This window comes from Liquorilactobacillus aquaticus DSM 21051 (assembly GCF_001436755.1).
GTDB classification, from domain to species: Bacteria; Bacillota; Bacilli; order Lactobacillales; family Lactobacillaceae; genus Liquorilactobacillus; species Liquorilactobacillus aquaticus.
In genome coordinates this window covers 137,202-160,889 of record NZ_AYZD01000018.1, presented here as the reverse complement: position 1 = coordinate 160,889, position 23,688 = coordinate 137,202, and the positions used below count along the sequence as shown (strand labels likewise).

At 36.8% G+C, this 23,688-nt stretch carries 26 protein-coding genes, 1 other RNA gene and 1 riboswitch; of the genes, 22 read left to right on the top strand and 5 right to left on the bottom strand.

The window, feature by feature from the left end; all coding sequences use genetic code 11:
* Window positions 1-342: 342 nt before the first annotated feature.
* Entirely contained in the window at window positions 343-573 is a 231-nt protein-coding gene (gene nrdH, locus FC19_RS07465; protein ID WP_057876360.1) for a glutaredoxin-like protein NrdH, read from the bottom strand.
* A 190-nt stretch (window positions 574-763) separates the two neighbouring features.
* Between nrdH and FC19_RS07460 the strand changes: the two genes are divergently transcribed.
* The 17 genes from FC19_RS07460 (at window position 764) to tsaD (ending at window position 12,584) form a co-directional block, all read left to right on the top strand.
* Window positions 764-1,372 carry a class I SAM-dependent methyltransferase gene (locus tag FC19_RS07460; RefSeq protein ID WP_057876359.1) on the top strand — a complete coding sequence of 203 codons (609 nt, stop codon included), beginning with the start codon at window positions 764-766 and terminating at the stop codon, window positions 1,370-1,372.
* 18 nt (window positions 1,373-1,390) lie between these two features.
* Window positions 1,391-1,885: a tRNA adenosine(34) deaminase TadA gene (tadA, locus tag FC19_RS07455; RefSeq protein ID WP_420805499.1), complete on the top strand. Its 495-nt coding sequence runs from the start codon at window positions 1,391-1,393 to the stop codon at window positions 1,883-1,885.
* A 47-nt stretch (window positions 1,886-1,932) separates the two neighbouring features.
* An RNA gene (gene ffs / locus FC19_RS11345) (signal recognition particle sRNA small type) lies at window positions 1,933-2,019 on the top strand.
* A gap of 99 nt (window positions 2,020-2,118) precedes the next feature.
* On the top strand, window positions 2,119-3,825 hold the full coding sequence (gene dnaX, locus FC19_RS07450; protein ID WP_057876358.1) for a DNA polymerase III subunit gamma/tau: 1,707 nt from the start codon (window positions 2,119-2,121) through the stop codon (window positions 3,823-3,825).
* A gap of 25 nt (window positions 3,826-3,850) precedes the next feature.
* Window positions 3,851-4,165 carry a YbaB/EbfC family nucleoid-associated protein gene (locus tag FC19_RS07445; RefSeq protein ID WP_057876357.1) on the top strand — a complete coding sequence of 105 codons (315 nt, stop codon included), beginning with the start codon at window positions 3,851-3,853 and terminating at the stop codon, window positions 4,163-4,165.
* Window positions 4,166-4,195: 30 nt separating this feature from the next.
* Complete coding sequence (gene recR, locus FC19_RS07440; RefSeq protein WP_057876356.1) at window positions 4,196-4,795, top strand: recombination mediator RecR; 600 nt, start codon at window positions 4,196-4,198, stop codon at window positions 4,793-4,795.
* Complete coding sequence (locus FC19_RS07435; RefSeq protein WP_420805496.1) at window positions 4,773-5,060, top strand: YaaL family protein; 288 nt, start codon at window positions 4,773-4,775, stop codon at window positions 5,058-5,060. The genes recR and FC19_RS07435 overlap by 23 nt, the downstream gene beginning before the upstream one ends.
* A 202-nt stretch (window positions 5,061-5,262) precedes the next feature.
* A complete protein-coding gene (gene tmk, locus FC19_RS07430) occupies window positions 5,263-5,901 on the top strand; it encodes a dTMP kinase (protein WP_057876354.1) in 639 nt (212 codons plus the stop codon).
* A gap of 27 nt (window positions 5,902-5,928) precedes the next feature.
* Complete coding sequence (locus FC19_RS07425) at window positions 5,929-6,258, top strand: cyclic-di-AMP receptor (RefSeq protein ID WP_057735856.1); 330 nt, start codon at window positions 5,929-5,931, stop codon at window positions 6,256-6,258.
* A 12-nt stretch (window positions 6,259-6,270) separates the two neighbouring features.
* On the top strand, window positions 6,271-7,263 hold the full coding sequence (holB, locus tag FC19_RS07420) for a DNA polymerase III subunit delta' (RefSeq protein WP_057876353.1): 993 nt from the start codon (window positions 6,271-6,273) through the stop codon (window positions 7,261-7,263).
* 14 nt (window positions 7,264-7,277) lie between these two features.
* Entirely contained in the window at window positions 7,278-7,616 is a 339-nt protein-coding gene (locus tag FC19_RS07415) for a DNA replication initiation control protein YabA (protein ID WP_057876352.1), read from the top strand.
* Window positions 7,616-8,506, top strand: coding sequence for a 16S rRNA (cytidine(1402)-2'-O)-methyltransferase (gene rsmI / locus FC19_RS07410; protein ID WP_057876351.1), 891 nt, complete (start codon window positions 7,616-7,618; stop codon window positions 8,504-8,506). Before FC19_RS07415 ends, rsmI begins: the two co-directional genes overlap by 1 nt.
* Window positions 8,507-8,522: 16 nt before the next feature.
* A complete protein-coding gene (locus FC19_RS07405) occupies window positions 8,523-9,275 on the top strand; it encodes an acyl-[acyl-carrier-protein] thioesterase (protein ID WP_057876350.1) in 753 nt (250 codons plus the stop codon).
* A 129-nt stretch (window positions 9,276-9,404) separates the two neighbouring features.
* Window positions 9,405-9,509, top strand: a riboswitch (THF riboswitch).
* Between the two features lie 35 nt (window positions 9,510-9,544).
* Window positions 9,545-10,078, top strand: a complete 534-nt coding sequence (locus FC19_RS07400; RefSeq protein WP_057876349.1) for a folate family ECF transporter S component — start codon at window positions 9,545-9,547, stop codon at window positions 10,076-10,078.
* A gap of 199 nt (window positions 10,079-10,277) precedes the next feature.
* Window positions 10,278-11,000 carry a tRNA (adenosine(37)-N6)-threonylcarbamoyltransferase complex dimerization subunit type 1 TsaB gene (gene tsaB, locus FC19_RS07395; protein ID WP_057876348.1) on the top strand — a complete coding sequence of 241 codons (723 nt, stop codon included), beginning with the start codon at window positions 10,278-10,280 and terminating at the stop codon, window positions 10,998-11,000.
* Entirely contained in the window at window positions 10,975-11,556 is a 582-nt protein-coding gene (gene rimI, locus FC19_RS07390) for a ribosomal protein S18-alanine N-acetyltransferase (RefSeq protein ID WP_057876347.1), read from the top strand. Before tsaB ends, rimI begins: the two co-directional genes overlap by 26 nt.
* 2 nt (window positions 11,557-11,558) lie before the next feature.
* Window positions 11,559-12,584: a tRNA (adenosine(37)-N6)-threonylcarbamoyltransferase complex transferase subunit TsaD gene (gene tsaD / locus FC19_RS07385; RefSeq protein WP_057876346.1), complete on the top strand. Its 1,026-nt coding sequence runs from the start codon at window positions 11,559-11,561 to the stop codon at window positions 12,582-12,584.
* Between the two features lie 349 nt (window positions 12,585-12,933).
* On the opposite strand, the gene FC19_RS11495 is transcribed toward tsaD, so the two are convergent.
* Window positions 12,934-13,086 (bottom strand): hypothetical protein, encoded by a 153-nt coding sequence (locus tag FC19_RS11495; protein WP_157061285.1) that lies wholly within the window; start codon window positions 13,084-13,086, stop codon window positions 12,934-12,936.
* Between the two features lie 502 nt (window positions 13,087-13,588).
* Entirely contained in the window at window positions 13,589-15,538 is a 1,950-nt protein-coding gene (gene abc-f, locus FC19_RS07380; RefSeq protein WP_057876345.1) for a ribosomal protection-like ABC-F family protein, read from the bottom strand.
* Between the two features lie 227 nt (window positions 15,539-15,765).
* On the opposite strand from abc-f, the gene FC19_RS07375 reads away from it, so the two are divergent.
* Entirely contained in the window at window positions 15,766-16,419 is a 654-nt protein-coding gene (locus tag FC19_RS07375; RefSeq protein ID WP_057735846.1) for a redox-sensing transcriptional repressor Rex, read from the top strand.
* 82 nt (window positions 16,420-16,501) lie between these two features.
* Here FC19_RS07375 and FC19_RS07370 read toward each other — a convergent pair whose 3' ends face one another.
* Window positions 16,502-17,134: a CPBP family intramembrane glutamic endopeptidase gene (locus tag FC19_RS07370; protein WP_057876344.1), complete on the bottom strand. Its 633-nt coding sequence runs from the start codon at window positions 17,132-17,134 to the stop codon at window positions 16,502-16,504.
* Window positions 17,135-17,323: 189 nt separating this feature from the next.
* Between FC19_RS07370 and groES the strand changes: the two genes are divergently transcribed.
* The 4 genes from groES to FC19_RS07350 all read left to right on the top strand — a co-directional run bounded on the left by groES (window position 17,324) and on the right by FC19_RS07350 (window position 22,915).
* Window positions 17,324-17,608: a co-chaperone GroES gene (gene groES / locus FC19_RS07365; RefSeq protein ID WP_057735844.1), complete on the top strand. Its 285-nt coding sequence runs from the start codon at window positions 17,324-17,326 to the stop codon at window positions 17,606-17,608.
* A 61-nt stretch (window positions 17,609-17,669) separates the two neighbouring features.
* Window positions 17,670-19,301: a chaperonin GroEL gene (gene groL, locus FC19_RS07360; RefSeq protein ID WP_057876343.1), complete on the top strand. Its 1,632-nt coding sequence runs from the start codon at window positions 17,670-17,672 to the stop codon at window positions 19,299-19,301.
* 305 nt (window positions 19,302-19,606) lie between these two features.
* Window positions 19,607-21,436, top strand: a complete 1,830-nt coding sequence (locus FC19_RS07355) for an APC family permease (RefSeq protein WP_057876342.1) — start codon at window positions 19,607-19,609, stop codon at window positions 21,434-21,436.
* 351 nt (window positions 21,437-21,787) lie between these two features.
* On the top strand, window positions 21,788-22,915 hold the full coding sequence (locus tag FC19_RS07350; protein WP_057876341.1) for a glycosyltransferase family 4 protein: 1,128 nt from the start codon (window positions 21,788-21,790) through the stop codon (window positions 22,913-22,915).
* A 126-nt stretch (window positions 22,916-23,041) separates the two neighbouring features.
* Here FC19_RS07350 and FC19_RS07345 read toward each other — a convergent pair whose 3' ends face one another.
* On the bottom strand, window positions 23,042-23,686 hold the full coding sequence (locus FC19_RS07345; protein ID WP_057876340.1) for a YigZ family protein: 645 nt from the start codon (window positions 23,684-23,686) through the stop codon (window positions 23,042-23,044).
* Window positions 23,687-23,688: the final 2 nt, after the last annotated feature.

The window sequence follows — 23,688 nt, the reverse complement described above, 5'->3', positions numbered from 1 at the left end:
CTTTTCACCACTTTCTTAAATTTCTGGTATTATCAACTATATTGCTGAATTAGAAGGCATAAATTAACGGAACATAGCAACCACATTAGGATAAGTCTCTGCAGTAAGGAATTCTGCAAAGGTGTGATTGCCAAGTTCCGGTAATATCTACTAAATTTTTTGCTAGCCTTGACGAAAGAAGATGGTCATGTAAAGCTTATTGACCAATTTTTTCAGTCAAACAAACTAACACACTCAAAACAAAAACTAGCTGACAGTAAAAATATAATTAAAACAATTGATGGTTTCTGGAATAATTATCGAAAAAATAATGGCCTTTACAAGAAGTACTAAAAGTAGTTTCTATTGTGCAATCAAGTTTTTCAAAAGATCGGGACGGAAACCGTTGATAATTGGGGCATTGTTTTTTTCGATTACAGGAACAGAACGAAATCCCTTTCCTTGCAGATAGTCAATGTATTGTGGTTCTTTTGTAATATTATGCTCCTCGAAACTAATCTGATGTTCACTCAAAAACTTTTTTGTCATTTTGCATTGAATACAGTTATTTTTTGTAAAAATTGCTAAACTCATAGTTGGCACCCCTTATTAATATATTGTATGCTAAGTATACAGCAACTTAGGAAATAATCAAGTATTGCGCTACTACATATGGCACTTATTAGGCTAAAAATATACGATATGTAGTGTTTTTCTAGATATTAAATTTTTCACTCTCTTACTCGACGATCCTATATTAAATCATAGAAGGTTGGCTTTATTGATGACAAACTATTATTATTCCAAGAATCCAAACGTTAAACATGACGAACAAACATGGAATTTCGAATTACTAGGCAACAATTTTACATTTATAACCGACAATGGCGTTTTTTCAAAAAGAACAGTTGATTTTGGTTCAAGATTACTGATTGAAAATTTTGAAATTGACGAGCAAGTCCAAGGAAATGTTCTCGATGTTGGTTGTGGATATGGGCCGATTGGGTTGAGCATTGCTAAAAAATATCCCAAGCGTGTTGTTGACTTGGTTGATGTGAATGAATTAGCACTCTCACTTGCAGATAAAAATGCAGAAAAAAATAATATTAAGAATGTAAATATAAAGACTTCAGATATTTATCAGCGGGTTGAAAAAGACGATTATGCGGTGATTGTTTCAAATCCGCCAATCAGAGCTGGAAAAAAAGTTGTTCATAATATCTTGGAAGGGGCCTACAAGCATCTTCAAAAAGATGGTAAAATCATGATTGTAATTCAGAAGAAACAAGGTGCACCTTCAGCCCAAAAAAAGCTTGAAGAAGTTTTTGGAAATTGTACAGTTGTGGCTAAAGAAAAGGGATACTTTATACTTAAGAGCACTAAGGCAATTTAAGTAGAAGGGCTGGGATGAATAGTGGATCTAAGTGAAAGAGAGAAAAATAATTTCATGAAAGAGGCCATTTATGAGGGAGTCCAGGCGACAAGAGTCGGTGAGGTGCCAATTGGTTGCGTGATTGTTTTGGATGGTAAAATAATTGGGCGCGGGCATAATTTACGGGAGCACAGTCAGAATGCAACGATGCATGCTGAAATGCTGGCAATTCAAGAAGCAAATGATTTTGTCAGTAGTTGGCGTTTGCCAGATGCAAAGCTTTTTGTGACTTTGGAACCATGCCCAATGTGTAGTGGCGCAATCATAAATTCAAGAATCAAGGAAGTTTACTACGGGGCACCAGATCCTAAAGCCGGGACGGCGGGAACTTTGATGAACTTATTAACTGATAAGCGTTTCAATCATCAGGTCAAAGTTGAAAAAGGGTTGATGCAGGAACAATGTGCAGCTTTATTGAAAAATTTTTTTAAGCAGATAAGAAAACGTAAAAAATCACAAAAAAAAGCAAAGTAAAACTAGCAATTTTAAGAAAAATCGTGTATCATAATAAGTGCCGTAAGGCCTTGAGGCAATGTCGTCCTTGCGAACCGTGTCAGGTCTGGAAGGAAGCAGCACTAAACTTGGTTCGGCATGTGTCTTAAGTTAATATGACATTGAAACTCTCGATCATTGCGGTCGGGAGATTTTTTTGAATTGGCGTATATATTAATATGAGAATAGTAACTTTTACGAAAAGAGGGGCAAAAATGGGGTATCAGGCATTATATCGCGTTTGGAGACCACAGAGGTTTGAAGACCTTGTTGGTCAGCAAATGATCACACAGACACTGAAAAATGCAATTTCTACTGGTCAAACTAGCCATGCTTACCTCTTCACGGGACCGCGTGGAACCGGTAAAACTTCTGCAGCAAAAATATTTGCAAAAGCACTTAACTGCCATCATCAGCAAAATGGTGAGCCCTGCAACGAATGTGAAATTTGTCGCGCAATCACTGAAGGGCGGCTAAATGATGTTATTGAAATTGATGCGGCTTCTAATAACAGTGTTGATGAGGTTCGAGATATTCGTGATAAGGTTAAATACGCACCTACGCAGGCTGATTATAAGGTTTATATTATTGATGAAGTTCATATGCTATCGGGTGGGGCTTTTAATGCTTTATTAAAAACACTTGAAGAACCGCCAGAAAATGTTGTTTTTATTCTAGCAACTACAGAACCACATAAGATACCAGCAACCATTATCTCGCGTACACAGCGCTTCGATTTTCGTAGAATTGACATGCGTGATATTTATGAACGTATGGAGTACATTTTAAAACAAAAAAATTTAAAATATGAGGAACCAGCATTGAAGGTCATAGCCAAGGCCGCTTCTGGCGGGATGCGCGATGCATTAAGTATTTTAGATCAAGTCCTCTCTTTTGGAGGGGGGGAAGCTACACTTCAGAACGCTTTGCTGGTTACCGGAAGTGTCACACAGGAAAAACTTAAAAATTATTTACAGAAGATATTCGCACAACAAACAGCACAAGCCTTGGATGAACTACGGTTGATCTTAGAAGAAGGAAAAGACGCAAACCGTTTTATCGAAGATGTCATTGATTACTATCGAAATTTACTGATTTTTAAAACGGCACCTGAAATGTTAGCAAAAGAAGAACTTAGTGAGGATGTCAAATCTTTAGCTGAAAATGCAAGTACAAAAGTTTTATATGAAGCGATCGATATTTTGAATCAGCAGCAGCAAAATATGCGTTTTTCAACCCATACCGATGTTTATCTTGAGGTTTTAACCATCAAGTTAACTCAGCTCAAATCACTGGACAGTGAGCCTGTGACGACTGAAGCTGGTCAGACAATAAAAAAATTACAGGAGCAGCTCCAGTCACTGCAGCAGCAATTCGAAAAATTTAAATCTGCAGCAGATAGTAGAAAAGACGAGAATACGCAAAATAAAATTTCAACGAAAAACAAAGTTCAGCACCGAAATGTTCCTAAAGTCGATTTAAAAAAAGTTTATCCAGTTTTAACTAATGCAACCCGTGACAGTCTGGTACAATTAAAGAGTATCTGGGGAGATCTGATGACGATGCTTTCTGTAACTCAAAGAGCAATGATGAATATTACACAACCAGTTGCAGCTAGTGAAAGTGGAGTTATTGTAAGTTTTAAGTATGATTTTCTATGTAAAAAAGCGATGTCAGATGAAGAACTGATTGATGCTTTGAACAATGGCTTAGAACGCTTAGTGGGCGGAAAGATGACACTTGTGTTTATTACTCAGACACAGTGGCCTGAGATGAGGAAAAAGTATCTTGTCGAACATAAAGATGAACTTGAGAACGGTAAAGAGGAAAAGAAAGATGCTGTCAGGTCTCAAAAAGATGCTGTGGTGACAGAAGCCGAAAAAATGTTCGGTAAAGATGTTGTTGAAGTAAAAGAAGATTAGATTAAGTGAAAGGATGTTTTAAACAATGATGCGTGGAATGGGAAATATGCAAGGTATGATGAAACAGATGCAAAAAATGCAGAAAAATATGAAAGCAGATCAGGAAAAATTAGATCAAACGCTTTTTACTGGTAAATCAGCAGATGACGCAGTAGTCGTTAAATTTACTGGTAAACGTGAGATGAAGGATATCGCAATTAGCTCTGAAGCAGTTGATCCTGATGATGTTGAGATGCTGCAAGATTTGGTTATTATGGCAGTTAATGACGCGATGACGAAAATTGAAGAAGAAACGCAAAAAACGATGGGAAAGTACACACGTAATGTTCCAGGCTTTTAACCAGTTGAGCAGGAGAGAGGAACTTTAGAAATGCAGTATCCAGAACCGATTGCAAAATTGATTGACAGTTATATGAAATTGCCAGGAATTGGTGAAAAAACGGCAATAAGATTAGCATTTTACACGATAAGTATGGATCAAAATGATGTGAATGAATTTGCTAAGTCACTTATTGCAGCTAAAAAGAACCTTCATTACTGCAGTATTTGCGGTAATATAACGGAAAATGATCCATGCATTGTTTGTGCAGATAAGAGCCGTGATCAGACTAAGGTGATAGTTGTTGAGCAGTCAAAAGATGTTATGTCTTTGGAGAAAATGCGCGAGTATCATGGCTTATACCACGTTTTACATGGTGTTTTATCACCAATTGAGGGAAAAGGGCCAGAGGATATCAATATTAGCAGCTTGCTTAAACGTCTTCAAAAAAACGCTGAACTTTCAGAAGTTATTATTGCTACTAATGCAACGCCGGAAGGTGAAGCAACTGCAATGTATATTTCAAGGTTGATCAAACCAGCTAATATTAAAGTTACCCGCTTGGCTCATGGCTTAGCTGTAGGAAGTGACATTGAATATGCAGATGAAATGACCCTTTTCAAGGCAATTGAAGGTCGTCAAGAAATTTAGTAGTGCGAAGAAAGGGCTGATAAGTTTGTTTGGTCGAAACAAGAAGAAACTTAAAGCAATATATGATGATCTTTTGTTAGAAACAATTGATCATGCCGCAGCGGATTGGGAGAGCGCAAAACAGACACAACAAGCTGTTAGAGAAGCTGATAGTGAGTTAATAGCGCAAACTGAACTGGCAGGTGCTAAATATGAATTTTTGTATTTAGAAGCACGAAGACGAAAAGTAAAGGGACATGTCCAAGCATCTATCATTGATCATTGATTTGATAAGTTGTTCTAGCGAACGCCTATATCCAGATAGATATGGTTCAGAGATGTAAGGCTGATTGCGAAACGAAGGTTTTGATCAATCAGCCTTATAATTTTGCAATTGAATAAATAGTGTTTATATAAATAGCAAAGTTAGACACGCTGGCGTTAGTAAAGTAAAATATACTATAATGAAGTTAGTGAGGTTATTTGAAGTGAAGGGAAAGTTTGTGACGTTTGAGGGTCCAGATGGTTCTGGAAAAACAAGTGTATTGAAGGCGATTATTGCTCACCTTGATCAGGCGGGGATAAATTATTTAGAGACGCGTGAACCGGGAGGAAATCGAATAGCTGAAGCGATTCGCCAAATTATTTTGGACAAGGATCTAACTGAGATGGATGCGCGAACTGAAGCTTTGCTTTATGCAGCTGCACGGAGACAACATTTGGTTGAAACAGTATTTCCTGCTTTAGAGGAAGGTAAATTAGTATTAAGTGATCGTTATGTGGATAGTTCGATTGTTTATCAAGGCGCAGGTCGTGGAATAGGCGAAAACGAAGTTGCTCAAATGAATAATTTTGCGACGGATGGTTTAGTGCCGGAGCTTACTTTATATTTTGATGTTGCTCCAGAAATCGGTTTGCAGCGAATAAAAAAACATCGTCAAAGTGAAATAGATCGATTAGATACGGAGTCGCTTGGCTTTCATCAATCGGTGCACGCTGCTTACTTAAAATTGGCACAACAGGAAACTGAAAGAATTGTAACAATAGATGCTAATCAGCCTTTAGAAAAAGTAATTGAGGATGCATTCAGCCAATTAAGCAATAAATTACCAGTGTTTTTTCGTTAAAGCTAATTTCTGAATGGGGGAATAAAAATGAAAATGATCATTGCAATTGTCCAAGATAAGGATAGTAATCGTCTCAGTAATTTATTTATCGAAGCCAACATACGTGCGACAAAGCTTTCTACGACAGGTGGCTTTTTGAAATCTGGAAATACAACTTATATGATCGGAATTGAGGATGAACGTGTCGATGAGGTACTAGAGTTGATCAAGGATTCCTCACGCACAAGACAGCAGTTTATGACACCGCCAGTTAATTTAGATGCAACAATGGATGCAACTGCTTCTTATCCTGTTGAAGTTCAAGTTGGCGGTGCAACAGTTTTTGTTCTGCCGATTGATTCTTTTTTACAATTTTAGGATGGTTTAAAAATGGAACAAAGGACAGCAACTAATCTTCAGCCTAGGCTTACAAAGCATTTTGCCGAATTAATAACAAATGAGCATTTGGCACATGCTTATATTTTTGCAGGGCCGCAAGGCGTTGGTAAAGAGGAACTGGCATTGTGGATTGCAAAGGGAAGATATTGCCCAAATGCTCAAAATGGAAGACCTTGTCTTAAATGTGCTGAGTGCAAACGTATTGCAGAAGGAAATCAGCCTGATGTTGTTTTTGTTGCGCCAGAGGGTTTATCTATTAAAGTTGATCAGATCCGTTTTTTGAAAGAAGAATTCAGTAAAAGTGGTGTTGAGAGTAATCGTAAATTTTTCATTATTCAGGATGCTGAAAAAATGACTACTGGAGCTGCTAATAGTTTGTTGAAGTTTCTCGAAGAACCGAATGGACAAATAACGGCCATACTTTTGACAACAGCGGTTAATCAGTTACTGCCAACTATTATTTCGCGGTGTCAATTAGTAGAGCTCCCGGCTCTGACCGACGAACAGCTGGTAGCTAGTCTCGAAAAAGACGGTATCTCCAAAGAAAAAGCTTTAGTTTTGGGTAGATTGACAGATAGCGTTCAATTAGCACACACTTTGGCACAAGATAATACTTTTGAACAGTTGTGCCAAAACACATGCCGTTGGTATCTTCAGGTGTTGCATAATGATTGGAGATGCTTTGTTGATGTTCAGTCTAAAATTTTGCCATTATTGTCCGGCAAAAAAGATGAACAACTTTTTTTAGACTTGCTAGTACTCTTAACTAAAGATCTACTGTTGCTTCGTTATTCACAAAGAAAATTTTCTTTTACTGCATTTAATCAGGAATTTTCTGAAGCGCTCCAACCGTTTTCAACACAAAAAATCCTTGAAGCAACTGAACTGATATTGGAAACAAAAAAAAGAATAGCGGTAAATGTTTCATTTCAAAATGTTATCGAAGCATTGACGCTCGAATTATGTCGGTGTTATCACGGATAAATGAAGGTGATTTTTTGAATAAACGAGAGTTGTACGATAGTTTTGCAGATATGGGCTCAGAAACGAAAAAGATGCTTGATAAAATTGAAACAATAAAAGCTGAAATGATGCGTGTAATTGAAAAAAATGCGGAACTGGAAATAGAGAATCAGCATCTTCGTGAGCATTTGAAAGAATTAGAAACACAAAAGCAAAATGATGGACAGGGCCTTTCTAAGTCGCGACAGAATTTGGAAATGCTTTATGAAGAGGGATTTCATGTTTGCAATATTGATAATATGTACGGAACTAGGCGCATTAATGATGAGCCTTGTGTTTTTTGTCAAGATGTTATATATGGGGAGAGACGTTAATGACTATAGAAGCAATGAGCAGTTTTCATCATACAGGAACTAGCGGATCTTTGTATTTGGTACCGACCCCAATCGGAAATCTTGCTGATATGACTTTGCGTGCAATTGATATACTTAAAGAGGTAGATTTAATTGCTGCTGAAGATACGCGTAATACACAAAAGCTGCTGAATCATTTTGAAATAAAAACTCCGCAAATTAGTTTCCATGAACATAATACAAAAGAAAGAATACCCTTGCTTGTAAAGAAACTTTTAGAGGGGCGATCAATTGCACAGGTTAGTGATGCCGGGATGCCTTCGATTAGTGATCCTGGGCATGAATTGGTTGAAGAGTGTATAGCGCAAAATGTCGCTGTTGTTCCATTGCCGGGAGCTAATGCAGGAGTTACTGCATTGATTGCTTCTGGTTTGGCGCCGCAGCCTTTTATTTTTTATGGTTTTTTAGCTCGTAAAAATTCTTTGAGGGAGGCTGAGCTAAAAAAATTAAATAAACACACGGAAACAATGATTTTTTATGAGGCACCTCATCGCTTGAAGAAAACACTTCAAGCGATTATTAAAAGTTTTGGTGAAGATCGAAAAGTTGTTTTATGTCGGGAGCTTACTAAGCGATATGAAGAGTTTTTACGTGGAAGTCTGGCTGATGCCTTGGAATGGACTGAGACACAAGAGGTTCGGGGGGAATTTTGCTTAATTGTTGAAGGTAGAAAAGATTTTAAAGATGAACCTGAAGAACAGTCGGAAAAACTTTCTTTGGAAGAACAGGTTAATCAGCTGTTAGAGGATGAGACGATAAGAGTGAATGAAGCTATCAAACTGGTAGCTAAGCGAAACAAATTAAAAAAGCAACTGGTTTATAATGCCTATCATCATTTAAATTTTAAATAAATGGGAAGGTGACTAAATGTCAGGTAAAAAATATAGTGAAGAGCACAAAATACTTTTTTATGAAACTGACTGTACACGCAGAGTGACGGTTGGAATGCTTGTAAATATTATGATGTTAGCTTCACAGGACCAGAGCAACGAGTTAGGTGTAACAGTAAAAAAGGTCAAAGGGCTAGGATTTGGCTGGGTCATTACACAGCATTTAATTGATATTAAGAGAATGCCGCGAATTTATGAAAAAGTCAATGTCATAACTGAGGCAGCAAGTTATAATCGCTATTTCTGTTATCGTGATTTTTGGATTAAGTCCGAAAATGGCGAAGAACTTGCGAAAATGCACAGTGTGTTCGTTTTAATGGATCAGAACAAACGCAAAATAGCGCGTATTTTACCTGAACTGATTGAACCATATTCATCTGATTATACAAACAAAATTGAACGGCTTCCTGAACCAGAAAAGTTGATTTCAGACGAGCAGGTAAAAACTAAGAAATATCAGGTTCGTTTCATGGATATTGATTCAAATCAACACGTGAATAATGTTCATTATTTTGATTGGATGATGGATGCACTTCCCTCCGAGTTTTTATTAGAGCATTCATTGAAAAAAATGAATATTAAGTACAAACAAGAAGTTCACTATGGAGATACCGTTGAAAGCAGAGCTTATATTGACCTCAATGATCAAGAAATAAAAACCGTTCATCAAATTAAAACTGAGCACACACTGTGTTGTACTGCATCATGCGAGTGGATACCCCAAAAATAAGACATATTTTTACAGATTGTTTAAGTGTTTGCCTAATTTAAACAGTTGAAGTGACTAAAATGATATCTTGAATGGACAGGAACTATGCAGTTAATATGCTATAATTAGAGCGCGCAGATGTGCACAAATTTCGGGGTAGGGGATAGAGCGTTAAGTGCCAAAGGGACGGAATGTGTCTTTTGGACGAAGAGTGATCAAAAAGCTTCTCGCGGTTTTATCTCCGCATTCGCCGCATTTTTTTGTGGCAGCTCCATCTGGGAGATGTCTAAGTGAATAATTTTGTTACAAGACTGACAACGAGGGATGTTGCTTTGGTTGGACTGCTAATTGCAATGGACATAGTAGTCGCAAGGTTTTTGTCTTTTGGAGTTTGGTCGGTTAGAATCAGCTTGACTTTTATAATTGTGTTTTTTATGGCTGCATGGTTCGGCCCAGTGGTCGGTGGAATTGCGGCTGCAATTGCTGATATCGCTGGAACTTTGCTGATAGGCGGAGCTGGTGGTTATTTTGTAGGTTTTACACTTTCTGCTTTTATAGAAGCCTTTATCTATGGCATGTTTTTCTATGATAGGAAGATAAGTTTTTGGCGTATCTTATGTGCCGTGCTTATCAATATTGTGGTTGTAGACACCCTGTTGAATACGTTCTGGATTATGTGGCTGTATCGTGTTTCTTTCTGGTCTGTCTTTCCCGTACGTATCTTGAAAGAGGCGCTAATGATACCGATTCAAATCATTCTGTTATCAACTGTAAGTAGGAACACAGTGTTGGATACCCTTAAGAATCACGTTAGGTTAAGATGAAATGAGGCTTAAGTGGGTAAAAACTGTGCTTATGCCCTTTTATTTTATGTAACTATTTATCTTGATGTTATAAAATTTGTTCTTTTTCTTGCAAAGCAAAGTAACATTAAAATGTTAGCATTCGTTTACATTGTATTTAGTAAATGTGATAGTATTGTTGTTGGAATTTACGATTGAAGAAGTGGAGCGATAAATTATAATGAAAGTGTTGGCAATTGATACCTCGAACCAGCCATTGAGCGTTGCCTTGCTTGAAGATGAACAGTTACTGGCGACAATGACAACAAATATAAGCAAAAATCACAGTGTCACCTTGATGCCGTTAATTGAAGAACTTTTCAAGCAAACGAAGATGCAACCGCAAGGCATCGATCGAATAGTTGTAGCACAAGGGCCTGGTTCATACACAGGTCTTAGAATTGGAGTTACGACTGCTAAGACTCTTGCCTGTACCTTAAAAAAGGAATTAGTCGGGGTTTCAAGTTTGGAAGTCTTAGCAGGAGCACTTGCTCATACAGAAGGGTTGCTAGTTCCCTTATTTAATGCACGGCGGAATAATGTTTTCGCGGGTGGCTATCGGGATGAAAAGGGAAAACTTGTTCAAGTGTTTGCCGATCAACATATTGGACTTGATAAGCTTTGTGAACTACTGAAAGTTTATCCTAAAGTTATTTTTGTAGGTAATGACTGTACCACTTTTAAAAAACAGCTGCTTGAAAAAATGGAACCTGAGAGGATTTTCTTTGCGTCGCAAAACTTTGCATATCCGCAAGCTTACATTCTAGGTTTGATAGGTGAAGGAAAAGTGGCTGTAGAAGTTAATAGCTTCGTGCCTCATTATTTACGTTTGACGCAAGCAGAAGCTCAATGGCTAAAAAATCATCGGGAGACTGACCATGAACCCTATGTTGAAAAAATTTAACGCTTTGTTACATGCTTTTTGGAATGGAGATCCCAAGCAAGCTGAACTTACGTTTAGAAATAGGCACATTTTAATAAATAAAAATTCATTTCTTGTGAGTCGGGCTATCGTCCCAGATATCCCAGAACTGCTTAGCCTTCAGAAAAAAGTTTATCCTAATGACAGTTCATGGAATTTCGGTGTTTTTGAAGAAGAAATAAAAAATGAGAATAAAAATTTATACCTGATAATGCGTCATGACGACCGTTTAGTGGCTTTTATAGGTGCAGCATTTGATCGAGGAGAGCATGACGTACATATTACCAATGTTGCAGTTACACCCACATATCAAAGAGCGGGACTGGGAAGGTATTTAATGAGAGTGATGATTGATTATGCTAACAGTCTGAACTATCAATCGCTTAGTTTAGAAGTAAGACAGAGTAATGAACCAGCTCAGGCACTTTACAAATCTCTTGGTTTTACAAGTCATGGGTTGAAAAAGGATTATTATGTATTTAATCGAGAAGATGCTGTAGATATGAGATACGAATTTTCAAGAAAAGGGAACGGTTAAGCATGAATAAGCAAAGAGATTTGATTTTAGCTTTTGAATCGAGTTGCGATGAAACTAGTGTATCTGTTATTGAAGATGGAAATAAGATTTTGTCGAATATTGTTGCGACTCAGATAAACAGCCACAAGCGTTTTGGAGGAGTTGTTCCAGAAGTTGCTAGTCGTCATCATATTGAACAGATCACGTTATGCTTGGAGGATGCCTTAAATCAAGCTGGTGTGGGCTATGAAGATTTAAGTGCAGTAGCAGTTACATACGGACCAGGACTCGTAGGGGCTTTGCTTGTCGGAATCTCAGCAGCAAAAGTTGTGGCATTTACCCATAATCTGCCATTAATTCCGGTCAATCATATGGCTGGACATATATATGCAGCACGTTTTGTTAAACCACTTGTCTTTCCCGCACTCGCGTTGCTTGTCTCAGGAGGGCATACAGAGTTAGTTTATCTAGCTGCTCCCAACAGCTATGAAATAATTGGTGAGACACGAGATGATGCAGCAGGAGAAGCATATGACAAAATAGGGCGTGTGCTAGGCATTAATTATCCTGCAGGAAAAGAAATAGATCGATTAGCACATTTGGGCAAAGATGTTTTTAGTTTTCCACGTGCAATGATCAATGAAAATAATTTTGATTTTAGTTTCAGCGGCCTCAAGAGTGCTTTCATAAATACTGTGCATCATGCTGATCAAGTGGGAGAAAAACTTGATCATAAAGATCTAGCAGCAAGTTTTCAACAAAGTGTAGTTGATGTTTTAGCCGAAAAGACGGTTAATGCATTGAAAAAGTATCCAGTTAAGCAATTAATTTTAGCTGGTGGAGTTGCGGCTAACAGCGGTTTGCGTGAAAGAATCGAACGTGAACTTAAGAAATTTGATAATGTTTCATTATTAATGGCACCATTGAAACTATGTGGTGACAATGCGGCAATGATCGGAGCGGCTGGCCATGTTGCCTGGAAGGCTGGGGTCAGAGCTGACATGAGTTTGAATGCTGATCCAAGTTTGGAATTTTCATGGATCAAGTAATAGCTTGTTATTACAGATAAATTTGAATAGCCTAGGATCCAGTCGGGGTTAAAATAAGCCGTGGGTCCTAGGTTTTATTTGTGTCTTTACATTAATCTGTTCCAGAAGCAATTTTTTTCTATGCTAATTACAAATTATTCGTACATCAATGAGCAGAAGTTTTTGTAAAATATCACTCTTTCAATAGAAAAAATGAGCATCATTTTGTGGGATTGAAAAAACATCAAAATAACAGATTAGCTGTGTGAAAGTCTTTAAACAAATAAAGAGTCCAGAACACGAATCCCGTAAAAAAGTAAGGTAGGAAATTCTCGAATTTTGAGAATTTTCTACCTTACTTAAAAGTACGTTAAGATTTTCTAAATGCTGCAGTTAGTGCGATAGATATTACAAAAACTGTCAGCGCAGGTGCATACGGTCCCTTTCCAATCAGGTGTGTTATGAATAATCCGATTGTGATCGTCCACAAAAGTGCTAAAAGAGAATTTTTTGTCTTATTCATAAATCGCCCCCAACAATCTTATACCTTCACAATTTTGAGACCAGTATAGCATATATTATAAATAAAATTGTTTTTTAATCTATTATTTTTGCAATATTGATGATAGAGTTCTTTAATTTAAACATAATAACATTGTGATTAAAATCATTTATTATTGCTAGTAGTGCACACATTTATTAAAAAAGCAATTCATTACGTATTTTTGTATATCACGATTGAAAAATCATTACTTTTTCTGATGTAGCTCTCTAACTTAGGGACGTATGATCCAGCACCTTTACTAACATGTATTGTTTTTTTATAATATGCCTTATCAATTAGAGTTTTTTGAATTCCTAGATACTTTTTCAACACGAATTGTACCTACTGATTCAAGCTGTTCCTATATTAGTCACGTATCTTGATTAAAGATAGTGAGCACCTTAGAAAAGGCTGTCAGTGGAAATCCTATTTAATTAGCAAATTATCGTTCTTTTATTTTGGGATTTGAGCAAATAACTAACTAATTATTGTCTTCTAATGATAAACTTTTTTCTTCCCACAGAAGTTCAGCTTGTTCTAATTCTTTTGTGCATTCAGTTAGTTGGAGCTGTAGTTCTTGCATTTTAGAAGCATCAGAAAAGCTTTCTGGAAGGGACATTTGTGTTTCAATTTCTAATTTTGTATGACTTAACTGTTCGATCTTTTCTTCTAATGTGGCTACTTCACGTTTTAACTTACGCACTTTTTTTTGTGCTGACTTACTGTCTTTGTAATTGCTTTTAGCGGATGAGGCAACTGTTTGAATATCTTTCTCATTCTCTTTATTTTTTTCATTGGCAATAAGTTCCTGTTCTTCTTTCTTATCAATATAATAATCATAGTCACCCAGGAAGAGTTCACTGCCGGTTTCAGAAATCTCTAAGACACTTGTTGCAACTTTATTGATAAAATAACGATCATGTGAGACAAAAAGTACAGTTCCAGAGTAGTTTAGAAGTGCATCTTCTAAGACTTCCTTGCTATCGATGTCTAAATGATTTGTAGGCTCATCAAAGATAAGAAAGTTATGATTTTTCATGGCAAGTTTGGTTAATAACAAGCGTGCTTTTTCACCACCAGAGAGATTGTGAACGATTTTTTTTACGTCATCACCGGAAAAAAGGAAACTCCCTAAGACAGAACGAATATCTTTTTCAGGTGTCAAAGGGTGTTCGTCCCAAATTTCACTCAAAACAGTTTTTGCTGGGTTGAGATTTTTTAGTTCCTGATCATAGTACCCAACATCAACATTTGTTCCAAATCTGCAATTGCCCTTAATGAAAGGGATTTTTTTTAAAATGCTTTTAAGCAAGGTTGATTTTCCTACACCATTTGGACCAACAATAGCCATAATATTATGTTTTCTGAGGTCAATATTTATTGGTTGAGAGATGATTTTATTATTGTGGCCGATGGCGGCATTTTCAACTATCATAACAATATTGCCACTCTCTTGCTCAACTCTAAATTGAAAGTGTGGTCCTTTTTCTTGGCCTTTTGGACGTTCAAGTCGTTCCATTTTTTCAAGTTGTTTTCTTCTACTCTGAGCTCTTTTGGTCGTTGAAGCACGTGCAAGATTTCGATCAACAAAATCTTCAAGTTTTGCTATTTCAGTCTGCTGTTTTTCAAATTTCTTCCATTGAAGACGAAGTCGTTCACTTTTTTCGCGAATATACTTTGAATAATTTCCCTTATAAAACTGGACTGAATGCTGTGTTAGTTCGTAAACCTCTGTTGCAATTTTATCCAAAAAGTAACGGTCATGTGATACAAGCAGTAAAGCGCCATTGTATGATTGGAGATAATTTTCTAACCAGCTTAGAGTACCAATGTCTAGGTGATTTGTCGGCTCATCAAGGATCAAGAGATCGCGTTTCTCTAGAAGAAGCTTGGCTAAGGCTAAACGAGTCTTCTGTCCACCAGACAATGAAGTGATTTTTTTTGAATAATCTTCTTCAAAGAAGTGAAATCCATGTAAAACAGAACGAATTTCAGATTCATATCCATATCCATTTTTTTCTTTAAAATCATGTTGCAATCTATCATATTTTTCAAGCAGATTATCGTAATTTTTTTGATTCATTTGAATGTTATTAGCCATTTGAGCTATTTGTGCTTCTAATTTGTGCATTTGCTGCTCCGCTTTTTGTAAATCTGCAAAAACAGTTAGCATTTCATCATAAATCGTATTACTTGATTCTAGACCGGTATCTTGGGCAAGATAACCGATAGTGAGATTCTTTTTTTTGATAATCTGTCCCTCATCAAGCTTTTGCTGCCCAATAATCATTTTAATAAGCGTTGATTTTCCCACACCATTGCGCCCAACTAAAGCAACACGCGCTTTTTCTTGAAGGGTAAGACTCACATTTTTGAAAAGAATATCTGCCCCAAAATAACGAGCAGCTTGCTGAACTTCAAGTAAGATCATATTTACACTTCCTAATCGATTAACATATAATTTATAATGTTTGTTATAAAAATTTTTAGAAAATAAGCGTTTAATTATTGCAAGTACATTCTTTTTAGTGTAGCATGACTGTGTTAAAAGAGTGGTGTACGATTCTGTTCACATAATTAAACAATATTGTTCTCACGTTTCAGAGTCTATGTTACAATAATAACAAGTTTGACTTTAATTTGGAAAGGAGGATTATTATGGCAACATCAAAAATACCACATGCAACTGCCAAAAGATTGCCAATTTATTATCGTTACCTTCATTTTCTATCAGATGCCGGCAAGCAACGAGTTTCTTCAACAGAACTAGCTGATGCTGTAAAAGTCGATTCAGCAACAATTCGGCGAGACTTTTCGTATTTTGGAGCTTTAGGCAAACGCGGTTATGGTTATGACGTTGAAAGCCTACTTGCCTTTTTTAAGAAAACACTCAATCAAGATAAATTAACAAATGTTGCACTTGTTGGTGTGGGAAATTTAGGACATGCCTTACTCAATTACAATTTTCATCAAAGTAATAATGTACGCATTAGCGCAGCCTTTGATATTAAAGAAGATATTACGGGTACTATTCAAAGTGGTGTCCCAGTTTATCATATGAACGATATGAAAGAACAGTTATCAGTTCAACAGATTGAGATTGTTATTTTGACTGTTCCTGCGAAAGTTGCGCAAGAAGTAACCAATGAATTGGTTGAAGTTGGTGTTAAGGGTATTTTAAACTTTACCCCTCTAAGAATAACAGTTCCAGATACAGTACGCGTCCAAAACGTTGACTTGACCAATGAGCTGCAGACTTTGATTTATTTCTTAGATAAATTTGGCAAACAAGATGAAAATAAACTTGGATAATTTTTACATAACAGCTATTATTGTCCTAGAATATTGTGAGAACCCGGTATGGGTTCTTTTTTTGTGATCTCAGCATTATTGATCAGATTAAGCTAAAGACGATGATAAGCAAATTCAACAAGATATGTGAAAGCATGGAAGCAGTAATTTTTCCAGTTTTTGTATAAATGAAACAGAAAATTAACCCCATAACTGCATATGTGATGAAATGACCATCTTGATGTGCAATGCTGAAAAGTGTGCTTGAGACCAAGGCAGAGCCCACAGGACCTATTAAAGTAGCAAGATTTCCAAAGAGTACCTTGCGGAAAACCAGTTCTTCCATGATGGGGGCTGCCAAAACAACAAATAGTATGTAGTAAGGATAATGAGTGAGGACAGTCAGTGTTTCAGCAGTATTTTGTGATACTATAGACTGCTGAAAAAAAGTCGTCTCAATGAAAAAGCTAATGCGTTGAAGCGCTAAAGCTGCGATTGTTCCCATTATGCCCCATCCGATTACGGTCAAAAGACTTGATTTTTTCGGTGCTATGAAGTTATTGAATGGATATTTGTTATTAAAGAAAAGCATAGCTGACATTCCAAGCAGGCTGCACACGGTAACCGACGAATAATAGAGATTGTTGTTCTTAAAAAATGTTAGAAGAACATTTGGAATAAACATTGTCAGGAGATATGTCAAAGTAAGCAACAAAGAATTATTTTTTAAATTCATAAATTGGGCTCCGATCTAAAGACTAAAATTCAATGTTAGTATAGCACATTCTAACTTGCAAATTAGCACTTGAACACAAAGAGTGATAAAAAAGGTTGCAATTAAATCTGAAATTGATTATAGTAATAACTGTAGTTAGCACTCATGAACGAGGAGTGCTAAACGATAACAATATTGGAGGGATATAAAGTGCTTAAGCCTTTAGGAGATCGAGTAGTTTTAGAAGTTCAAAAAGAAGAAGAACAAACTGTCGGTGGAATTGTTTTAGCAAGTAATGCGCAAGAGAAACCACAAACAGGTAAGATTGTAGCTGTTGGTGACGGTAGAGTTCTTGATAGTGGTGAAAAGCTAGCTCCATCAGTCAAAACTGGAGATACGGTTTTGTTCGATAAGTATGCTGGCACGGAAGTTAAGTATGAGGAAAAAGCATACTTGGTTGTCCATGAGAAAGATATTGTTGCTATTGTAGATTAATAAGAAATTATAAAATTAAAAAATTCAAAAGTATTTTACTTTGATTATGGGGTGAATTTTAATGGCAAAAGAGATTAAGTTTTCAGAAGATGCACGTGCAAAAATGCTTGCAGGGGTTGATAAGCTAGCAGATACTGTTAAGTCAACTATTGGGCCAAAGGGAAGAAATGTTGTTCTTGAACAATCTTATGGTTCACCAACAATTACAAACGATGGTGTAACGATTGCAAAATCAATTGAACTTGATGATCATTTTGAAAATATGGGTGCAAAATTGGTTTCGGAGGTTGCTTCAAAAACTAATGATATTGCTGGGGATGGAACAACAACAGCCACTGTTCTGGCCCAAGCCATTGTTAATGAAGGAATGAAGAACGTCACGGCAGGAGCTAACCCAGTAGGCATTCGTTCTGGGATTGAGCTTGCTACAAAGAAAGCTGTTGAAGCATTACATGCGATGTCTCACAAAGTTGAATCTAAGAGCGATATTGCACAAGTTGCCGCTATCTCATCTGCTAACGAGGAAGTTGGTAAGCTAATTGCTGATGCGATGGAGAAAGTTGGAAATGACGGCGTTATTACTATCGAAGAATCTAAGGGAATTGATACTTCGCTTGATGTTGTAGAGGGTATGCAGTTTGACCGCGGATATCTTTCACAATATATGGTAACTGATAACGATAAGATGGAAGCAGATCTTGACAATCCATATATTTTAATTACAGATAAAAAAATCTCAAATATTCAAGAAATATTAAATCTCTTACAATCAATTGTTGAACAAGGTCGTCCTTTACTTGTCATTGCGGATGATGTAGATGGTGAAGCTTTACCAACTCTTGTTTTAAACAAGATCCGTGGGACATTTAATGTAGTCGCTGTTAAGGCACCAGGTTTTGGCGATCGTCGTAAAGAAATGTTACAAGACATTGCTACATTGACAGGTGCAACGGTTATTACAGATGATCTTGGATTACAACTTAAGGACACCAAGATTGATCAATTAGGTTCTGCTGGAAAAGTTACGGTCACAAAAGACAAAACTACAATCGTTGAAGGTGCTGGAGACAAATCTTTGATTGCAGAAAGAGTTGAAACAATCAAGAAACAAATCAGTGAGACAACATCTGATTTTGATCGTGAAAAGTTACAAGAAAGATTAGCTAAGCTTGCTGGTGGAGTTGCCGTAGTTAAAGTTGGTGCAGCAACTGAAACTGAACTTAAAGAACGCAAATATCGCATTGAAGATGCTTTGAATGCAACACGTGCAGCCGTTGAAGAGGGCTTTGTACCTGGTGGTGGAACTGCTTTGATCGATGTTATCGATAAGGTTTCTGAAGTTAAGGCATCTGGCGATGTACAAACAGGTATTAATATCGTTAGACGTGCCTTAGAAGAACCAGTTCGCCAAATCGCAGAAAACGCTGGTCTTGAAGGTTCAGTAATTGTTGAGAAATTAAAAGCTCAAAAAGAAGGAATTGGCTACAACGCATCCACAAATGAGTGGGTTGATATGGTTGAAGCTGGAATTGTTGATCCGACGAAGGTAACACGTTCTGCTTTGCAAAATGCGGCTAGTGTATCTGCATTGTTATTAACAACAGAAGCTGTTGTGGCAGATAAACCAACACCAGAATCTGCAGCACCTGCAGCACCTGCAGCGCCAGGTGCCGGGATGGGCGGAATGATGTAAAACTTATCTCCCCTAAAAAAAGCTAAGGCTCAGCCTTAGCTTTTTTATTTTCATCTGAAACTTTGTCTTTTATAGTAAAAAATGATGCATCGACAGGTAAAATGTGATAGATTGATTGAATGAGGTGTGGTAATCAGTTTTAGACGAACTGAATAGACAGACTTCTTTTTTAATGTTTGAATTAGGTTTCAAAGTTATACAGGAAGATTTGATCAACATATCTTTTATTACTAAACGGGTGTAGAATAAACTTACTTGATTTTTAAATAAGCTTTTTAGTAAGGATATAAAAGGAGTAAGGGAAAATGTGGCGTTATTTAAAGCGGCTTCTGATAGGAAAACCGTTGAAGACAACCGATGAAGGTGGACAGTCATTAACGAAATTCAAAGCTTTGGCGTTGCTCTCATCAGACGCGTTATCGTCAGTTGCCTACGGGACAGAACAAATTACTGCCGTTCTGGTAGTTTTATCTGCAGCGGCTACTTGGTATGCAATACCTGCTGCTGGGATTGTGCTTGTTTTGCTGTTTGCAATTACAATGTCATATCGACAAATCATCCATGCTTATCCATCGGGTGGTGGGGCATATATGGTTGCTACGAGAAATTGGGGCACATCTGTCGGCTTAATTGCTGGAGGATCGTTGTTGGTCGATTATATGCTGACTGTCGCGGTTTCAGTAACATCAGGTACAGAAGCGATTACTTCAGCAATACCAGTTTTAAGAGAACATAGTGTTGCAATCGCAATTATTATTGTATTATTTATTATGACACTTAATCTAAGAGGGATGCGAGAATCTGCATCATTCTTAACGATTCCTGTGTACCTATTCATTATTTTATTGGTTTCGATGATCTGCTGGGGGCTCTTTAATATAGCAACTGGAAAGCTAAGCTATGCAGCAGCTGCTCCAGTCGGGAGCGTTGTTCCTGGAATGTCGCTGGTTCTTTTTTTGAAGGCTTTTTCCGCAGGTTCGTCATCATTGACTGGTGTTGAAGCAATTAGCAATGCCGTTCCTAACTTTAAGAAACCTAAAAGAAAAAATGCAGCTAATACGCTTGCAATCATGGCAATAGTATTGGCAGGCTTTTTTGCAGGTGTGACCTTTTTAAGTTATTACCTAGGAATAATGCCTAATTCTAAAGAAACAGTTCTTTCGCAAATAGGAATGTCTGTTTTTGGACATGGTATTTTCTATTATCTATTGCAGCTTTCAACGGCAATGATATTGGCAGTTGCTGCAAATACCGGTTTTTCAGCTTTTCCAATTTTAGCGTATAATCTTGCAAAAGATAAGTTTATGCCACATATGTATATGGATAAAGGAGATCGTTTAGCTTATTCGAATGGGATAATCTCCCTTGCAGTTGGAGCAATTGTATTAATCATGATCTTTCATGGACAGACAAGTTTATTGATTCCTTTGTATGCGGTAGGAGTTTTTGTTCCTTTCACACTTTCACAATCAGGAATGATTATTCACTGGTTACGTGAAAGAGGACGTAACTGGATTTTAAATCTGATGTTCAACTTTTTGGGAGCATTCATTTCATTAGCCTTAGTTATTTTTCTGTTTTGGTTGCATTTTTGGAATGTTTGGCCCTACCTTTTGATTATGCCGGTCTTGATTTATTTCTTCTACAAAATTCATGACCACTATATTACGGTAGCTACTCAGTTAAGGCTGCGCCAAGAAGCAAATCTGCATCAGTATGATGGATCAACGGTGATTGTATTGGTTAGCTCAGTGACACATGTTACTACTGGAGCAATAAATTATGCCCGTTCGATTGGAGATTATGTTATAGCAATGCATGTTTCTTTTGATACCAATCCTAAAAAAGAACACGAAACAGCTAATGAATTTAAGGAATCATTTCCCGATGTTCGTTTTGTTGATCTGCATTCTTCCTATCGGTCAGTGGCTTCACCAGTTTTGCGTTTTTGCGATGTAATTGCCAAGAATTCTGCTGAAAAGAACTATACAACAACTGTTCTAGTACCGCAATTTGTTCCACGAAAACCATGGCAAAATATTTTGCATAATCAAACGAGTCTGCGTTTAAGAGCTGTCTTAAATTCACGTGAAAATATTATTGTTGCTACTTACAGCTATCACTTGAAAAAGTAGATTTTAGAAAGTAAGAGTGAGCCTTCTTTATTAAATTAGGCGATATTTGCTGGAAAATTTTTGTATTTACTAAAATGAATGTTAATTTAAGCCTTCAAAGTCTGACTTTTAACTTTGAAGGCTTTATTATGTGCAAGTGATTTTTATGAAATGATTTTTTTCTAATAAAATTTTTTGCCCCACAGTGTGATCAGTCTATGGAATTTTCAATAACAAAAGAATTAAGTTTATTAATGTTTGCATAAATGGATCGCTATCTATGCTATAATAGGCTTCAGCTAGTCCAAGAGCAATATTTAATATTGATTATGAGTTCTTTTTTGGATGATTATAAAAGAAAGAGGACGGCATATGTATTTGATTATGGTATCTTTAGTTGTGACGGCTTTACTATCTTTAATTTTAACGCCGTTGATACGCAGACTGGCCTTTAAAGTGGGAGCTGTTGATAATCCCAATACAAGACGTGTCAATAAAGTTCCAATGCCTACAATGGGTGGATTGGCAATTTTTATTGCATTTAGTGCTGCAAACTTTTTCTTGTTGAGGAAACAATATCCAACAAGTCAAGTCTGGATTTTGTTTATTGCCGAATGCGTGATCGTTGCAACAGGAATTATTGATGATATTTATGAATTGAAACCAAAACAAAAAATTGTGGGAATTACTTTAGCGGCCCTGATCGTATACTTCTTTGCACATGTTAGAATGACTACGCTGACCTTACCTTTTTTTGGTACTCTAAATCTAGGCTGGTTAAGTCTCCCAATTACAGTATTGTGGATTTTAGCAATTACAAACGCGATTAATTTGATAGATGGATTAGACGGCTTAGCAGCAGGTGTTTCAATTATTGCACTCTTCACAAGCGGTCTAACAGGTTTTTTCTTTCTAAATGTGACAAGTACATTTGTTTCTATCATGATGTTTACGTTAGTGGCTGCATTGATTGGTTTTCTGCCATTTAATTTTCATCCTGCCAAGATTTATTTAGGTGACACAGGCGCGCTGTTTATTGGTTTTATGATTTCTGTCTTTTCACTTTATGGCTTAAAGAATGCAACGTTTATTACGATTGTAATTCCAGTGATTATTTTGGGTGTTCCCATTACTGATACGGTTTATGCAATCTTACGTAGAATTTTGAATAAAAAGCCTATTTCGCAAGCTGATAAGCATCATCTGCATCACCGCTTGATGGAAATGGGTTTATCACATACACAGACTGTGCTGGTAATTTATGGTATTGCTTTGATTTTCTCATTTATTTCCTTATTATATCCGATTTCAAATGTAGTTGGCTCAATTTTGTTGACATTTGCAACATTGCTGGGATTAGAGCTGTTTGTTGAATCAATCGGGCTCGTTGGGAGTCAACGACGTCCACTGCTTAATTGGATAGGGAAAGTGATGAAAAAGGAGAGCAAGATCTCAAATCATTTGAGCAGAAAGAATAAAAAGAAAGACAAAGATCAGTAAACTAAGGCTACCTAATGGGGCTAAATAAAAATTTAGGACACCAAAGCAAGATAATTTGTTTTGGTGTCCTATTTGTAGTGGTGTGGCTAAAAAGGTGGTTCAAAACACGAGAGCGCGAGTCTAATCTTATGTGTGCAACTGATGAGTGATTTCAATATATCTTTCTGGACCTTCTGTGAATTTGACTTGCGCACTTAACAAATTAGTTGTGCTTTCTTTAAAAGCAATTAATTCTTGAATATTTACTCCAATCTGTACAGTAACACTTTCAGTAAACTCTGTATTTATGATAGTAATATTATTTTTTTCTAGGAAGTTTTTCAAGCGATTGTGTTGCGCATAAGAAATTGTAATATAAATAATTTTTTGGAGAATACATTTCACTACACCTATATTATTGATGGCAGTTGAGACTGCTTGGGTATAGGCGCGAATTAAACCACCGGTCCCCAGTTTAATTCCTCCGAAAAAGCGGGTTACTACAGCAGTGACGTCTCTTAATTCATTCTTTTTCAAAACCTCAAGGATAGGAATCCCTGCTGTTCCCGAAGGCTCACCATTGTCACTTTCACGTTGAATTTGACTACGTTCGCCAATGACATAAGCGAAACAATTATGATTTGCTTTGGGATACTGTGCTTTCATAGTGGTAATAAAAGTTTGAGCCTCGTTTTCGGTTTTTGTGCGTGCAATGCTACAGATAAAATCTGACTTTTTTAAATTGATCTTGGTATGGCCACTTTCTTTAATAGTTAAATATGAATTGATCATTT

Excerpts from the sequence above, each read along its gene's own strand:
- tsaD (WP_057876346.1), top strand. The coding sequence starts at position 11,559 with ATGAATAAGCAAAGAGATTTGATTTTAGCTTTTGAATCGAGTTGCGAT.
- FC19_RS07405 (WP_057876350.1), top strand. The coding sequence starts at position 8,523 with ATGTCAGGTAAAAAATATAGTGAAGAGCACAAAATACTTTTTTATGAA.
- FC19_RS07425 (WP_057735856.1), top strand. The coding sequence starts at position 5,929 with ATGAAAATGATCATTGCAATTGTCCAAGATAAGGATAGTAATCGTCTC.
- dnaX (WP_057876358.1), top strand. The coding sequence starts at position 2,119 with ATGGGGTATCAGGCATTATATCGCGTTTGGAGACCACAGAGGTTTGAA.
- rimI (WP_057876347.1), top strand. The coding sequence starts at position 10,975 with ATGAACCCTATGTTGAAAAAATTTAACGCTTTGTTACATGCTTTTTGG.
- FC19_RS07350 (WP_057876341.1), top strand. The coding sequence starts at position 21,788 with ATGTATTTGATTATGGTATCTTTAGTTGTGACGGCTTTACTATCTTTA.
- FC19_RS07460 (WP_057876359.1), top strand. The coding sequence starts at position 764 with ATGACAAACTATTATTATTCCAAGAATCCAAACGTTAAACATGACGAA.
- FC19_RS07370 (WP_057876344.1), bottom strand. The coding sequence starts at position 17,134 with ATGAATTTAAAAAATAATTCTTTGTTGCTTACTTTGACATATCTCCTG.
- FC19_RS07345 (WP_057876340.1), bottom strand. The coding sequence starts at position 23,686 with ATGATCAATTCATATTTAACTATTAAAGAAAGTGGCCATACCAAGATC.
- tsaB (WP_057876348.1), top strand. The coding sequence starts at position 10,278 with ATGAAAGTGTTGGCAATTGATACCTCGAACCAGCCATTGAGCGTTGCC.
- FC19_RS07445 (WP_057876357.1), top strand. The coding sequence starts at position 3,851 with ATGATGCGTGGAATGGGAAATATGCAAGGTATGATGAAACAGATGCAA.
- rsmI (WP_057876351.1), top strand. The coding sequence starts at position 7,616 with ATGACTATAGAAGCAATGAGCAGTTTTCATCATACAGGAACTAGCGGA.
- FC19_RS07375 (WP_057735846.1), top strand. The coding sequence starts at position 15,766 with ATGGCAACATCAAAAATACCACATGCAACTGCCAAAAGATTGCCAATT.
- nrdH (WP_057876360.1), bottom strand. The coding sequence starts at position 573 with ATGAGTTTAGCAATTTTTACAAAAAATAACTGTATTCAATGCAAAATG.
- abc-f (WP_057876345.1), bottom strand. The coding sequence starts at position 15,538 with ATGATCTTACTTGAAGTTCAGCAAGCTGCTCGTTATTTTGGGGCAGAT.
- recR (WP_057876356.1), top strand. The coding sequence starts at position 4,196 with ATGCAGTATCCAGAACCGATTGCAAAATTGATTGACAGTTATATGAAA.
- FC19_RS07355 (WP_057876342.1), top strand. The coding sequence starts at position 19,607 with ATGTGGCGTTATTTAAAGCGGCTTCTGATAGGAAAACCGTTGAAGACA.
- holB (WP_057876353.1), top strand. The coding sequence starts at position 6,271 with ATGGAACAAAGGACAGCAACTAATCTTCAGCCTAGGCTTACAAAGCAT.
- groL (WP_057876343.1), top strand. The coding sequence starts at position 17,670 with ATGGCAAAAGAGATTAAGTTTTCAGAAGATGCACGTGCAAAAATGCTT.
- FC19_RS11495 (WP_157061285.1), bottom strand. The coding sequence starts at position 13,086 with ATGAATAAGACAAAAAATTCTCTTTTAGCACTTTTGTGGACGATCACA.